At 70.1% G+C, this 14,275-nt stretch carries 14 protein-coding genes; 2 read left to right on the forward strand and 12 right to left on the reverse strand.

All coding sequences use genetic code 11. The annotated features are described in order from the left end of the window. Positions 1-354: 354 nt before the first annotated feature. From ruvA to D7V88_RS29885, 4 genes are all read right to left on the reverse strand, one after another. Positions 355-972, reverse strand: a complete 618-nt coding sequence (gene ruvA / locus D7V88_RS29870) for a Holliday junction branch migration protein RuvA (protein WP_120544024.1) — start codon at positions 970-972, stop codon at positions 355-357. Then, positions 969-1,547, reverse strand: coding sequence for a crossover junction endodeoxyribonuclease RuvC (gene ruvC / locus D7V88_RS29875; protein WP_120544025.1), 579 nt, complete (start codon positions 1,545-1,547; stop codon positions 969-971). The genes ruvA and ruvC overlap by 4 nt, the downstream gene beginning before the upstream one ends. A 36-nt stretch (positions 1,548-1,583) precedes the next feature. Next, positions 1,584-2,333, reverse strand: a complete 750-nt coding sequence (locus D7V88_RS29880; protein ID WP_120544026.1) for a YebC/PmpR family DNA-binding transcriptional regulator — start codon at positions 2,331-2,333, stop codon at positions 1,584-1,586. Positions 2,334-2,433: 100 nt separating this feature from the next. Continuing rightward, positions 2,434-3,540: a response regulator gene (locus tag D7V88_RS29885; protein ID WP_120544027.1), complete on the reverse strand. Its 1,107-nt coding sequence runs from the start codon at positions 3,538-3,540 to the stop codon at positions 2,434-2,436. 107 nt (positions 3,541-3,647) lie between these two features. Between D7V88_RS29885 and D7V88_RS29890 the strand changes: the two genes are divergently transcribed. After that, on the forward strand, positions 3,648-4,307 hold the full coding sequence (locus tag D7V88_RS29890; RefSeq protein ID WP_120544035.1) for a hypothetical protein: 660 nt from the start codon (positions 3,648-3,650) through the stop codon (positions 4,305-4,307). Between the two features lie 25 nt (positions 4,308-4,332). Here the strand turns inward: D7V88_RS29890 and D7V88_RS29895 are convergent, their stop codons facing one another. From D7V88_RS29895 to D7V88_RS29910, 4 genes are all read right to left on the reverse strand, one after another. Then, positions 4,333-4,578, reverse strand: a complete 246-nt coding sequence (locus tag D7V88_RS29895) for a hypothetical protein (RefSeq protein WP_120534491.1) — start codon at positions 4,576-4,578, stop codon at positions 4,333-4,335. A 91-nt stretch (positions 4,579-4,669) separates the two neighbouring features. Further along, positions 4,670-5,527, reverse strand: coding sequence for a DNA-formamidopyrimidine glycosylase (gene mutM / locus D7V88_RS29900; protein WP_120544036.1), 858 nt, complete (start codon positions 5,525-5,527; stop codon positions 4,670-4,672). A 127-nt stretch (positions 5,528-5,654) separates the two neighbouring features. Further along, positions 5,655-6,671, reverse strand: coding sequence for an RNA 3'-terminal phosphate cyclase (gene rtcA / locus D7V88_RS29905; protein WP_120544028.1), 1,017 nt, complete (start codon positions 6,669-6,671; stop codon positions 5,655-5,657). Between the two features lie 186 nt (positions 6,672-6,857). Further along, on the reverse strand, positions 6,858-8,093 hold the full coding sequence (locus D7V88_RS29910; RefSeq protein ID WP_120544029.1) for an RtcB family protein: 1,236 nt from the start codon (positions 8,091-8,093) through the stop codon (positions 6,858-6,860). A 146-nt stretch (positions 8,094-8,239) separates the two neighbouring features. On the opposite strand from D7V88_RS29910, the gene rtcR reads away from it, so the two are divergent. Continuing rightward, positions 8,240-9,877, forward strand: a complete 1,638-nt coding sequence (gene rtcR, locus D7V88_RS29915; protein ID WP_120544030.1) for an RNA repair transcriptional activator RtcR — start codon at positions 8,240-8,242, stop codon at positions 9,875-9,877. Positions 9,878-9,941: 64 nt separating this feature from the next. Here rtcR and D7V88_RS29920 read toward each other — a convergent pair whose 3' ends face one another. From D7V88_RS29920 to D7V88_RS29935, 4 genes are all read right to left on the reverse strand, one after another. Beyond that, complete coding sequence (locus tag D7V88_RS29920; RefSeq protein WP_147448914.1) at positions 9,942-10,628, reverse strand: hypothetical protein; 687 nt, start codon at positions 10,626-10,628, stop codon at positions 9,942-9,944. A gap of 2 nt (positions 10,629-10,630) precedes the next feature. Next, a complete protein-coding gene (locus tag D7V88_RS29925) occupies positions 10,631-11,650 on the reverse strand; it encodes a CARDB domain-containing protein (RefSeq protein ID WP_120544032.1) in 1,020 nt (339 codons plus the stop codon). Positions 11,651-11,661: 11 nt separating this feature from the next. Then, complete coding sequence (locus D7V88_RS29930; protein WP_120544033.1) at positions 11,662-12,474, reverse strand: hypothetical protein; 813 nt, start codon at positions 12,472-12,474, stop codon at positions 11,662-11,664. A 67-nt stretch (positions 12,475-12,541) separates the two neighbouring features. Further along, complete coding sequence (locus tag D7V88_RS29935; protein ID WP_120544034.1) at positions 12,542-13,885, reverse strand: M24 family metallopeptidase; 1,344 nt, start codon at positions 13,883-13,885, stop codon at positions 12,542-12,544. Positions 13,886-14,275: the final 390 nt, after the last annotated feature.

Here is a 14,275-nt window from a genome sequence, read left to right on the forward strand (position 1 = left end):
CCTCTGGACCGCACCCCACCCCGAACCCACCGGAGAACAGCAGCACGAGGACCCGCACTCCACGCCACGCCGCCATCACACGCCTCCTCAGGGCAGTGCGATCCGACCGCGGACCACCGCACCTGCACTGTAAATTGATATTTTTAGTGGAACGAGCCAGCGGCCCAGACGCTGGCATCGCTCAGGAGTGTCGTGAGGTCGGCGGCGTGGATCGCCGTGTGGCGCCCGGCGAACGCGCGACCCGTCAGGCGGGCGACGTCCGCGACTTCGTACGGGAAAAGGACTTGCGCGGATTTTCAGAGGATTTCGTGTCCTCGGATGCGCTGCGTCTCGCCCTCGGAGGTGAGGCTGTGTTCAGGGGGTGGAGCGCAGGACCTTCAGGGACTCACGAAAGAGCACCTGGAAGGTGGCATCCGGGCCCAGCTTTTCGGTGACCACGTCCGCGGCCTTCTCCGCCTGGGGCTGCTTGTAGCCCAGGTTGAGGAGGGCGGAGATGAGGTCGGCCTTGGTGCCGGAAGGTGCGACGGGCGGAGGGGCGGCGGTGCCGCGCGCCACGGCTTCGGCGTGGATGTTCTTCACCTTGTCCTTGAGCTCCAGGACGAGCCGTTCAGCGGTCTTCTTGCCCACGCCGTGGATCTTCGCGAGCCGGTTCACCTCGCCGCGCGCCAACGCCGCGATGAGCTCGCCCACCTCCATGCCGGAGAGCACGCCCAGGGCCATGCGCGGGCCGATGCGCGACACGCTGTTGAGCAGCAGGAAGAGCTCCTCCTCCGGCACGGAGAGGAAGCCGAACAGGTCGAAGGCGTCCTCGCGCACCACGGTGCGGATGCGCACATCCACCGGCTGGCCCTCCGCGGGCAGCTTGCCCAGCGCGATGGCGGAGAGGTTCACGCGGTAGCCCACGCCCTGCACGTCGATGACGGCGTCCTCGGCGCTCTTCTCCAACACGTTGCCACGCAGACGGGCGATCATCGGGCCTCCGGGCGCTTGTACGCGGACGACAGCCGGTCCGCGAGCACCGACGCGGCCCCCTTGCGCTTGCCGTTCGCGGGCGCCGACGCGCGGGGCATGCCCACGCGGAAATGGTTGAGATGGCAAAGCGCGACGGCGAGCGCGTCGCTGGCATCCGCGCGCTCCAACGTCGCTTCATCCACGCCGAGCAGCGTCCGCACCATGCGCGCCACCGCGTCCTTGCCGCCCGCGCCGCTGGCGCCCACGGACTTCTTCACGCTCGCGGGGGCGTACTCGTGCACGCCCAGCCCGGCCTGCGCCGCCGCGAGCAGCGCCACGCCGCGCGCATGGCCCAGCACCAGGGCGCTGCGCGCGTTGCGGTGCGTGAAGAGCCCTTCCACCGCCACGGACTCCGGCTGGTAGCGCGCGATCGCGGCGCACAGCGCGGCGTGCAGGTCCTTCAGGCGCTCGGCCAGGGGGGCGCCTTCCGGCACCTTGATGACGCCGTGGCCCAGATGCACGAGCTTGCCCTTCTTCTCCTCCACCACCCCGAAGCCCATGAAGCGGCTGCCAGGGTCCACGCCGAGTACGCGCACCGGCCCGTTCCTTTCCCACGCGCCCGAAGAGGGGCCTTACGCGGACAGCGACTGCATCAGGGATTCGTCGATCTCGAAGTTCGCGTGCACGTGCTGCACGTCGTCGTTGTCCTCGAGCGCGTCCATCAGCTTCAACATGCGCTTCGCGTTGTCGCCTTCCACCTTCACGGTGTTCTGCGGCACGAAGGTCCACTTCTGCTCGCCCAGGGACAGGCCCGCGGCCTCCAGCTTCGAGCCCACCGCGTGCAGGTCCGCCGGAGCGGTGCGCACCTCGAAGCCGTCCGGGCCCTGGTCGACGATGTCCTCGGCGCCCGCCTCCAGGGCCTGCTCCATCACCTGGTCCTCGCTGGGGCCGGGCTTCACCACGATGACGCCCTTCTTGTGGAACATCCAGCCCACCGCGCCCTCGGCGCCCAGGTTTCCGCCGTGGTTGCTCAAGAGGTTGCGCACGTCGCTGGCGGAGCGGTTCCGGTTGTCGGTGAGGCACTCGATGATGAGCGCGACGCCGCCGGGGCCGTAGCCCTCGTACGTCACCTCCTCGTACGACGCGCCCTCCAGTTCGCCGGTGCCCTTCTTGATGGCGCGGTCGATGGAGTCTCGCGGGATGTTCGCCTCGCGCGCCTGGCCCATGGACACGCGCAGCCGGGCGTTGCCGGAGGGGTCACCGCCGCCCAGGCGCGCGGCGACGGTCAGCTCCTTGATGAGCTTGGAGTAGAGCTTGCCCTTGGTCGCACCCATCGCGGCCTTCTGGCGCTTGATCTTCGACCATCGGTTGTGACCGGACATGGCGGCGGCTTCGGCTCACTTCGGCTCGGAAGAAGGATGGACCCCGGGAGGGCCCACGTCCCCGGCCTTGTGCCCCGAGCAGGCCGCCCGAGTCAAACGCTCACGACGCCGTCGGCTCGGGGTCGGAAGCCGGCGCATCCCCCGTCAGGGGGGCGGGCTCGAACAGGCGCGGCGGGCCGGCGGACTCCCGGGCGCGCTCGCGCTCCTCCACGAGGATGGCGGGCACCAGCACGCCCAGCATGAACAACCGGGTCGCCGCCTCGTAGGCCAGCGCCTCCGGAAAGCGGCACTCCAGCAGCATCGCGCGCACGGTGCGCCGGCCGTCGAAGAGCCGCACCACCTGCTCCACGTCCTCCGGCAGCGTGGGCAGCTCGCGCGCCAGCCGGTTGAAGTCCACCGTGAGCCGCGCCGCCAGGGGCAGGCCCCGGACGCGCAGCACTTCGAAGCGCTCCAGGTCCGGCACCACCTGTTCGCACAGGTACGCGCGGTCCATGGAGAAGGAGCCCCGGTGCAGCTCCGGCCCGAACGTCACCGTGTAGCCGCCCGCGCCGAAACACAGCAGGCGCCGGAACGCGAGGCTGCCGCGCTCGCCGTGGAAGGACGCGTCCACCAGCAGGCCGTGGCGGAACGTGAAGGCGCCCGTGTCCTCGGACAGCGTCACCCGCCCCGAGCGCACGCCGGCCAGCAGCGCACGCACCAGGTGCACCAGCGGCAGCGTCCCGGAGTGCGCGTCGTAGACGTCCTCCTCGCCGCGCCGTCCCGCCTTGAGCCGCGCGAGCACCGCCACGTCCCGGGCGTCCACCGGCTCCACCAGGTATTCGTCCGCGCCCACGCCCGCGGCGAGGTCGCGGTGGAACTCCTCCTGATGACGCGCCACCAGCAACACCGGCAGGTGCTCCACCTTCGCGTCCGCGCGGAGCAACCCACAGAGACTGAAGCCGTCGCCGTCCGGCAGCTCCGCGTCGATGACCACCAGCCGGGGCAGCGCCTCCGGGGAGCCCAGTCGCGCCAGCGCGTCGCGCATGCCCTCCACGTGCACGGGCTCGAAGCCCTCCGCGCGAAGCGCCTGCATCACCGCCGGCCGGGACACCTCGCCCACCAGCAGCACGGAGCCTCCTGCCGCCTCACCCGACAGGTCGAGTGCGGAGCGACCTCCGGCGGGCGTGGCGGATGCGGAGGGGGGCGCGGCGTGCAGGTAGGCAACCATGGATTCCCTATTCTTCCAGGGAACCGAACCGAATGCACAACCTGCCCCCAAGTCCCTGGAATCGTTGGGTTTTGGCCATCGTGCTTCCCAAGCTAGGGTGCGCGCCCATGACGCGCCTCGTCCTGCTGCTGACCTTCCTCGTCGTGCCCGCCGTGTCCTCCGCCCAGGACTCCGGGCTCGCGTTCTCCAGTGATGACCCGTTGGGCTCGGTGGTGGCGCCGGTGATGCTGCCGGCGGGCGCCACGGCGCTCTATGGCTACACGGGCGCTCCGGAAGTGGGCGTGGGCTTCCGGCAGGGCATTGGCGGCTTCGAGATGGAGGCGCGAGGGCGCTTCGACTGGTTCAAGCTGGGCGCGTCGCTGGAGGTGCTGGGCCGCAAGGAGGTGCTGCGGCGGGGGGCGTTGCAGTTGGCGCCGTCGCTGGGCGTGGGCCTGGTGCTCAATTCGGGCGCCACGTACATGGACGACGACAACTTCTCTGGCGTGCTGGTGCGCATCCTGCCGGGGCTCGTCGCGGGCTACCGGGTGGCGGACACCGTGGTGCTCCTGGGCCTGGTGGACCTGCCCATCGACCTGGGGCTCACGGGCGACAAGCAGCGGCGCTTCCAGGCCCTGGGCGGTGCGGGCGTGGAGGTGTACCTGGGCAGCGGGCTGTCGCTGCTCGCGGCGGGACAACTGGGCGTGGAGACGTTCCAGGAGCGTGCCGGCGCGGGACATACGCGGCTGGGTTTCAACGCGCGCGTGGGATTGGGCACGCGGTTGTTCTGACAACCCGCGGAGTCAGTTCCCCTGCCTAAAAATCCGGCAGCGGGCTCTGGCGGGGCGTGCCCATCAGCTCCAACGCGCGCACGGCGACCCGGGTGAGCGTCTGCGCGCACGGCTCGCAGCCTCCGCCACAGCACGAAGGCCAGCGCCCTTCCGGGTCGCGCAACAGCGGGCGCACGCTGGACTGGTAGTAGCTGGGGAGCGCGTTCTCCTCGCTCGCGCGCAGCAGCGCTTCGTCGAGGGGCAGGGGCGTGGCGGCGGGGACGTCGGACACGCCCGTTTCATACCAGCGCCCCAGGGGGCTCGCACACCCGGAGCCGCCAGGACGGCTGTTCGGAGCGATGAGGTCCGCGCGGACGCCGCGTTCAGAGCAGGGACGTCTGGGCGGGAGCGTCGGGCGCGGGGCCGTCCGCGGGCTGGCAGTGCGCGCACCAGTGCGTGTTGCGGCCGCCGATTCGCAGGTGCGACACGGGCGTGGTGCAGCGAGGACACGGCGCCCCCGTCCTGCCGAAGATGTTGCGCCGGTGCAGCGCCTTGCCCTGCACGCCGAACAGGTCGCGCTGCGTGCCGCGCAGCCGCAACCCCTCTTCCAGCACGTCTCGGATGCCCCGGTGCAGCTTGATGACTTCAGCGGGTGACAGCGATGAGGCCAGCCGCCGGGGGTCGATTCCCGCGGCCCACAGACTCTCGTCCGCGTCACGGTTGCCCAGCCCCGCGAGCACGCGCTGGTTCAAGAGCACCGTCTTGAGCGGACTGCGCCGACGGCGAAGCTGCTGGGCCAACAGTTCCGGGGTGAAGGTGTCATCGAGCGCCTCCGGCCCCAGCTCCGCCAATTTCAACTGCGAGGTCAGCATCTGCGTGGGTCCCAACGCCACGCGCGCGTACCCCAGCGTGTCGGTGAGTTGCAGCTCCTCGTCGCCCTCCAGCGTGAAGACGACCAGCGTCGCCGGCGGCCGTTCACTGCCCGCGGGCCGGAGCGCCAACTCTCCCCACAGCATGAAGTGCAGCGCCAGCGTCTGCCCGTCATCCAGCGTGAGCAGCATGAACTTGGCGCGGCGGTCCGCCGACAGCACCCGCCTGCCCCGCAGGTTCTGGATGAAGTCCTCTGGCGAGGCGAAGCGCACCGCCGAAGGCACCAACACCTGCGCGTCCACGAAGCGGCGGCCCACCACGGCCTGCTTCAAATCGCGGACGATGATTTCGACCTCAGGGACTTCCGCCACGCGTGAATCCTCCCCCACGAGTCACCAACGTAGGAAGGCCTCCACGTAACGTCACGGGTTGTCCCCCGCTCGGGAGGACACCTCGTCCGTCCGCCGGGCAGCCGGTCGAACGAGGCCCTGTCACGACTCAGCCGCGCACCGTCACCTCGCACACGTCGCGGGCCACCTCGCGGACGTCGAAGTTCACGTCCAGGAAGTGCGCCATCGTCTCGCGTTGCGTGTGCGCGTGAGCATCCAGCGCCAGGGTGCGGAAGCCGCCGCCCTTCGCCAGCGCGAGCAGCAACAGCAGTTGGTCGCACAGGTGCTCGCCCACGGGGACTTCGGCGTCCAGGTAGCGCTTCACCTCGGCGGCGACCTCCTCGCCCACCAGCTCCGCCCGCTTGCCGCGCTCGCCGAAGCCGGTGAACACCTCCGTCACGTGCTCGCTCTCCACCTCCACGCGCAGCACGTTGCCTGGACCGAAGGCGCGCTTGAGTTCCTCCGGACGCTGCTGGTCCTCCCGCAACTTCAGCACGCCCGCCACGGTCTCCAGCTCGCGTCGGGCCACGTCGAAGGGGATGGCCGCCACCTGGGCCACCGCCTCGCGACGCAGCACGCGGCCTCGCTCCATCAGGTGCAGCGGCTGCAACTTCGCCGGCTGGATGTTCACGCGGAACTTCCCACCGCCGGCCGGATAGAAGCCGGGACGATCCAGCACCACCTCCACGCGCGGGCCCATGCGGTTGAGCAGCGGCAGGTACGTCTTCTCCAGGAAGTCGAACGGCGGCGCAGCCGGGTTGTGCGTCCCGCCTTCCAGCATCAGCGTGGACGGACCTTCGGCGTGCAGGAGCGCGGGCAGCACCGTCTGGAGCACCAGCGTCGCGCTGCCCGCCGAGCCCACCGCGAAGTGGTAGTTGCCCGCCGTCAGCGCGCGCGGATGGAAGGACAGTTGCTTGGAGCCCAGCTCCGCGCCCGTCACCTCCGCGGCGCCCACGGCCTCCGCGGCCTTCAGCGCGGTGAGGTGCTGGCGCAGCAGGCCCGGCTTGGCGCGACCTGCGCGCACGTTGACCATCTCGAACGGAGTCCCCGTCACCAGCGACAACGCCAGCGCGGTGCGCAGCACCTGGCCCCCCCCCTCACCCTGTGAACCATCGATGCGAACCATGTGCGTCGTGCTCCTTCGTGGCGCTCGCGGACGAGCACAGCATCCCATCCCTGATAAAAAATAGCGGCGCCCGCTCCCCCACCCTTAACGGCCCTTTCGGGACCTCTTGGGGGGAACGGGCGCCTCGGCGTCTTCATCCCGGCATGGGTACCTCGGCTGGACGGCGGGTGGGACCAACCACGTCGGCTATCCCTTCACGCACACCACCTGCTTGAGCGTGTGGACGACCTCCACCAGGTCCGCCTGCGCCGCCATCACGGCATCAATGGGCTTGTACGCAGCCGGCGTCTCGTCGATCACGTCCACGTCCTTGCGGCACTCCACGCCTTCCGTCGCCTTCGCGTGGTCTTCCAGCGTGAAGCTCTTCTTCGCCGCGGCGCGCGACATCACGCGGCCCGCGCCGTGGCTGCACGAGTGGAAGGCATCCGCGTTTCCCTTCCCGCGGACGATGTAGGAACGCGCCCCCATGCTGCCGGGGATGATTCCCATGTCGCCTTCACGCGCCCGCACCGCGCCCTTGCGGGTCACGAAGCAGTTCTTTCCGAAGTGGTTCTCGCGCGAGATGTAGTTGTGGTGGCAGTTCACCGCCGACTCGGACAGCTCGAACGCGGGCAGTTCACCGCTCGCCTTCAGGGCCTGCACCGCCGAGTGCAGCATCAGCTCGCGGTTCATCTTCGCGAAGTCCTGCGCCCAGCTCACCGCGAACACGTAGTCATCGAAGTGCTCCGTCCCCTCCGGCAGGTACGCCAGGTCCGCGTCCGGCAGGTGGATGAAGAAGCGCTGCATGTCCTTCTTCGCCAGTTCGATGAAGTGGCTTCCGATGCGGTTACCCACCCCGCGCGACCCGGAGTGCAACATCAGCCACACGCCATCCGACTCATCGATGCACAGCTCGATGAAGTGGTTACCGGTTCCCAGCGTTCCCAGGTGACCCAACTGCGGACCCCGGCCGATGTGCGGATGCTTCGCGACGATCTGCTCGTATCCCTTCACCAGCTCCGCCCACACGGCCTGATGCGCCGCGGGAGCATCCTTCCAGGCGCCACGGTCGTTACGGCCGCCGTTGTCGGTACGGCCGTGGGGAACCGCCGCCTCGATGGCCGAGCGAACCCCGCGCAGCGAGTCCGGCAACTGCTCCGCGCGCAGCGTCGTGCGCACGGCGATCATCCCGCATCCGATGTCCACGCCCACCGCCGCCGGCACCACCGCGCCCACCGTGGGCACCACGCTCCCGACCGTCGCGCCATAACCGCGGTGCACGTCCGGCATCACCGCGACCCACTTGTGGATGAAGGGCAGGCCCCGGAGGTTGCGAAGCTGCTGCTTCGCCTCGTCCTCGAACGGCACCCCCACCGTCCACGCCTTGATGGGGCGACCCGCCTCGTCCGACAGCACTTCGTAGTTCGTGTTCTCGCGGTTCATGGCCTGCACCTTTCGGTCGTTCGACCGGGCTCTTTCGTCCCGGTCACGTGGGGGAGCTAGAGCAGCCGCCGTGCCAACGCTGTTTCCGGGTGAGGCCCCCGGGCGGGGGTGGAAATCCCTATCCCATGAGATAAATACCTATCCTGATGGCTCAAAAAGCGAAGGCGCGCCGGACGGTCGTGTTCGGGATGCTGGGGACGACGCTGGACACGGGGTCGGGGACCCACCGGTGGACGCGCTGGCGGCCCACGGTGGCGCTGTGCCAGCAGGAGGACCTGGTGGTGCACCGGCTGGAGCTGCTGCACCCGCCTCGCGCCGCGTCCATGGCCACGGGGATTCAAGAGGACATCGCCCAGGTGTCACCGGAGACGGAGGTGCGCCTGACGTCCCTTCCCATCCGCGACCCGTGGAACCTGGAGGAGACGTACGGCGCGCTGCTGGACCACGTGCGCGCGCACCCCTTCCATCCGGAGGAAGAGGACTACCTGGTGCACATCACCACGGGCACGCACATCGCGCAGATCTGCATGTTCCTCCTGGTGGAGAGCCGGCTGATTCCGGGGCGGCTGGTGCAGACGTCGCCGGGAAACGGGGGGAAGCGGTCGGCGACGGGCTCGCACGCCATCATCGACCTGGACCTGTCGAACTACGACACGCTGGCCGCGCGCTTCCGGCAGCAACAGCGCGAAGGCCTGTCCTTCCTCAAGTCCGGCATCGACACGCACAACGCCGCGTTCAACCGGCTCATCGAGCGCATCGAACAGGTGGCGGTGCAGTCCCGCGCGCCGCTGTTGCTGACGGGGCCCACGGGCGCGGGCAAGTCGCAGCTCGCCCGGCGCATCTACGCGCTGAAGAAGGCACGCAACCAGGTGGCGGGGCCCTTCGTGGACTTGAACTGCGCCACGCTGCGCGGCGACGGCGCGATGTCCACGCTCTTCGGCCACGTGAAGGGGTCCTTCACGGGCGCGGTGGGCGACCGGCCCGGACTGATGCGGCAGGCGCACGGGGGCGTGCTGTTCCTGGATGAGATTGGAGAGCTGGGCGCGGACGAGCAGGCCATGTTGCTGCGCGCGCTGGAGGACAAGCGGTTCTTGCCCGTGGGCGCGGACAAGGAGGTGGAGAGCGACTTCCAGCTCATCGCCGGCACGAACCGGGACCTCCAACTGGACGTGGAGCGTGGGCGCTTCCGCGAGGACCTGCTCGCGCGCATCAACCTGTGGACCTTCCGGCTGCCCGCGCTGCGCGAGCGCCCGGAGGACATCGCGCCCAACCTGCTCTTTGAATTGGATCAGGCGTCGCAGGCGCTGGGGACGCGGGTGACGATGAGCAAGGAGGCCCAGGAGCACTTCCTGCGCTTCGCCACGTCGCCGGAAGGACGGTGGAACGGCAACTTCCGCGACCTCAACGCGGCCGTGCTGCGCATGTCCACACTGGCCAATGGCGGCCGCATGACGCGAGAGGTGGTGGACGAGGAGCTGGAGCGGCTGCGCTCTCAGTGGCGGCCAGCGGGGGCCGCGATGTCGGGCGCGGAGGACGTGCTGGCGGAGGTGCTGGGGCCGGTGCGCGCGGCGGAGCTGGACCGCTTCGACCGCGTGCAGTTGGCGGACGTGGTGGGCGTGTGTCGCTCCGCGCGCTCGCTGTCGGACGCGGGCCGGGCGTTGTTCGCGCAGTCACGAGCGCAGAAGAAGAGCGTCAATGACGCGGACCGGCTGCGAAAGTACCTGACGCGCTTCGGGCTCACCTGGGCGGACGTGAGCGGGCGCGGAGGGCAGGACGCGGACTGACGCGTGCTCAGCGGTCGGACGCACCTGAGCGGACGCGAGGAGCGGGGCGCTCACTGACGCGCGCTCAGCGGAAGTGCTCCTTCAAGGCACGACACCGTGCCGTGCTCTGTGCCTCGTCGGGCACGACCGCGTCGCCGCGCGCGGATGCAGCCACCGGCACGGGAGCACCGGGCGCCTCCCGAGCATCCGCCGCTTGCAACCACGCGGCGGGCACCATGCACTCGACGGAGAGCGGCCCCTGGAACGTGCCGGACAGTCCTGCCTCCTCCGTCCGCACCGTGCCGCGCACCTCACGTCCGGTGACGTCCAGCTCCAGGGTCCCATCGTTCGCGAGCATCGGCGGACCCGACGGTGCTCGACGCTCCGCGGACGCCATCCCCACCCGCAGGGGCGTCGTCGTCAGCCGGGCCGTGGCGTGCTTCTGCTTCGGGAACGTGGGCGCCACCGGAACCAGCACCGCCCAGCTCCGCCCATCCCCTGCTTGCGCGCTCAACGCGACCTCCAACGTCGCGGGCGCGTCCCCTTCCTTGAACGTGGCGATGAGCCGCACGGAGGGGGCCTCGAAGGTACCCGCGTCCGTCCTCACCGTGACCGCACCCGGCGGTTGGGGCTGCTCGGGCGCCTTCAGGGCCGTGGACTTCGAGGGAGACACCGGCGCGGCCGTGAGCAGCTCCGGCGGCCTCCCCCGCTCCTCCTTCGGCTTCGCGCAGGCCCCGACGAGCAGCAGCGCCATCAGGACCCCGGGCCTCATGCTCAGCACCCCACCCGCAGGAGCATCGCGCTGACGGTGGTGTTGTCGTTCTCTCGCAGCTCGTCCACGACTCCCGCCGGATCCAGGTCCACGTAGACGTAGTACGTGTTGAAGGGAAGCCCCGCCGGCACCGTGAAGCCCAGCGTGTAGGTGCCCTCCGCGAAGGCCGCCATCGAATGGTTGAAGGTGGCCACCACGTTCGTGGACTCGCTGTACCCGAGCGGTGGCGCCGTCGGGCTCAGGCGCACGCGCATCGAATAGGACCCCGTCGCCGCGTTGCCCATGTTGCCCACGTAGAACTTCACGCTCGTCGCCGTGTTGCGACACACGGACCGGGTGAGCGCGGGATCCAACGTCTGCGCCACGTCCCCCACCACGCCCATCGCGGACGGCAGCAGGTTGGGCTTCGTCAGCGAATAGCCATACAGGTCGCGCATGCCCTGCGCGTTCGTCGGCCACAGCGTGGAGGACTCGTAGCCTCCCGTCACCAGGTGCGGCGGCGACGTGCGCAGGATGCTGTGCCCGCCCTCGTGCTTGAAGCCGAAGAAGTGCCCCGCCTCATGCACGAAAGTGCTCCGGCCCGACGTTCCGAAGGCATTGCCGGTGCGCGGCGTGAAGTCCAGGTCGCTGGCGATGCAGACGTCCGCCTCGTCGATGCCGTTGCTCCCGATGAAGCACACGCCCACCGTGGAGTACGTCACGCCGTTGTTCCCGTCGATGGCCGCCCGGTCACACAGGCCCAGCTCGTTCTGACCGTCGCTGTGATCCAACGCGCAGTCCGTCACCGGGTTCACGTTGAAGCCCGCGACGAGGTGCGACAGGTCGTCCCACTGCCGCAGCCCGTTCCAGTAGGCCGTGTTGACGTTGCCGGTGTCCGGGATGCTGCACCGGTTGCGGTACACGACCGGGCCGCTGTACCACTTCACCGGCGAGCCATTGCACGTGTCCCAGGACGCGGCCTGCACCTCCAGGCCCCCCAGCGCCAGCACCGCGACGAAGCCCGCGATTCTTGTGGTGTTCATGGCGAACCTCCTCACGGCTGGCCGGGCGGAATGTCCCGCTCGGGCTGGGATGAAGTGAAGCCCGGCACCGGGACCTGCCCAGACGCAGGGGCCACCGACACGGACCGCGCCGACGCGGTGGCGACCGGCTCCTCGCGGAACACCCCCGTCACGCCGAGTCCCCGCGCACGCAGGTGGTTCTGGAGCAGCGACACGAACGCCTCACGCCCCAGCGCGTCCGGAAGCCCCGCGACCTCCACGCCCGCGCGCAAGGCCGGACGCGCGCCCGAAAGGTCCACCGTCTCGAACACCGGCGCCGTCTGCCGCACGCCCGCGGACCCCAGGCCGGACACGAGTCCGCCCTCGGCGCCCACGAGCACCTCCCGCCCGCCCACCGACTCCACCCGGAAGGCCTGCCCGTCCAGCACCGGCGACAGGCTCCATCCCGTATTGCGCAGGAACACCACGTAGCGCGCGCCCCGGACGAAGCGCGGCACATGGCTGACCACGAGCTGACGTCCGTCCGGCAGCAACCCGCCCACCTGCTTGAGCCGCAACTCCCCGGGCACGTCGCCCAGGTGCGCCCGCACGTTCCCCAGCGTCACCACCGTCCACGGGCCCGTGCGCGGGGAGTACTCGGAGCGCAGGTCGGTGACCTCTCCCTCCACCACCGCGGCCGTCTGGTCGACCAGGCTCAACAGGCTGTCCACCGCGTGCGGTGGCCGGAGCGCTCCCTCCGCGACCAGCGGGCGCTCCTGTCGTGCGGAGGCCTCCGGAGCCGCGTCGTCTCCGACAGGAGAAGCGCACCCCGCCGCGCCACACAGGAGCGCCAGCGCGAAGCGCATCCCGCCCCTCCGTCCGAATGTCGTCCATGGCCTGCCCACGCGCATCACGTCCGCTCCCTTCGTGTCGTCAGTGGATGAGATAGAAGGCGTCCTGCCGGGGTACGAAGAACTTCCAACCTTCGTCCGTCAGGTACGCCGGATCTTCCTGCATCACCGCCACCTGTTGCCCACCCCACTCTGGCACGGCGGTGACGGTGTTGAGCTCCACGGCCAGGTACGAGCCCTTGCGCAGCACCCGGGGCGCGTCCTGCCGCGAGGCCGCGCGAAAGTCGATGGAGGCCCCCAGTGCATGCCCCTGCGCCCCCAGCGGGTGGCTGTACACCTTGGCCTCGATGCCCTTCTCCTTCATCTCCGCCATCGTCGCGTCGTAGACGTCCGCGGACGAGCGCCCCGGCCGCGACGCGCGCAGCATCAGCGCGTCCTGGAGCGCCTGCGTGTTCGCCAGCGCGCGCTTCAGCCCCTCCGGCACATCCTTCTCTCCGTCCCGCAGCACGTAGGCCATCTTCTGCCAGTCCGTGTTCAGCCCCAGGGCCGTGACGCCGAAGTCCACGTGCACCAGGTCCCCGCGCTGGATGACCACCGACTCGTCCGCCACCGCCAGGAACCCGCGCGAGAAGCCGTCCTTCATCCCCTGCCGCTGCACTCGCAGGTCCGGTTCGAACCACGTGGTGACGCGTGCCTGCCACAGGGCGTCATAGAGCCAGCGGCGCACGTCGCCCACCGTCGTCTTGCCCGGCACCACCACCTCGTTGGAGAGCGCCCGCTTCACCAGCGACTCCGTCAGCACCACCAGGTCGCGGTACGGCGCGAACTCACCGGGCAGCCGCGTGTCCAGGTACTCCTCGATGAGCGGCGCCGCGCTCACGAAGCGCCCTTGCGCCTGGGCGCCCAGCGCCTCCACCAGCCACTGGTAGGAGTCATGCGTCAGGCTGCGCGTCACCCCGCGCTTGCCGCCCATGCCCAGCGCGATGGCGCGCGGGTGGTACTTCGCCTCCAGCTCCGCGAGCACCTCCTGCGGCTTGCGGCTCTCTTCGGGCCGTTCGAAGAAGCGCGTCACCGCTTCCGTGGCGTAGCCCGTCAGCGCGACCTTCTTCAGACCCGCGTCGCCCGCGTCCACGAAGACGAACACGTCGCGGTTGCCCGCGTAGGGCAGCGGCGGCGCCACCCAGCCCGTCAGCGGGTCGTCGTGGAACTCCTCGTTGACCACCACCCACATGCCCACGCCGTGACGGCGCATCATGTCGAGCAGCAGCCCATGGCGCTCCGCAAGCCACGACGCGCGCAGGGCCAGCGCCTGGGACGGTGTCGGCACCAGGCCAGCGGGTTCGGAAGCGGGGGCTCGGACGGGGGCGGTGGCGCAGGCCATCCAGCACCCCAGCAGGGGCCACAGGGCCACACGTGGGCACTTCATGTCGGGAACTCCAGGTCGGGATGAGGGCCTAGGAGCGTAGCGCGCTCAACCGAAGTCCTCCGCCCCCGGAACCATCAAGGCTCCGGGAGCGAAGGACCTGGGGCGCAGCCTGCTTGTTCACCGGCTCGGGTCTCCCCGCTCCCTCGCACTTCCGGGTCCCGTCCCCCCCGGTCCGGGACACCGGGATCCGCCCAGATCGTACTGGCTGGCGAATCCGCTGGAAGTGGGCGGCCCTCCCCCGAAGGCCGCCGTGGAGCACGAACGCCCAACCGCGCGCGCGCCGTACTTCAGTAGCTGGCGACCCACTCCAGGTCGCTTTCCTCGAACTCGAAGTCGACGGTCGACTCCTTCGCTTCCCCCCCGGGCCCCTGGAATTCCCGGGCCTCGCCC

Origin of the sequence: Corallococcus terminator (assembly GCF_003611635.1) — a bacterium.
Taxonomy (GTDB): domain Bacteria; phylum Myxococcota; class Myxococcia; order Myxococcales; family Myxococcaceae; genus Corallococcus; species Corallococcus terminator.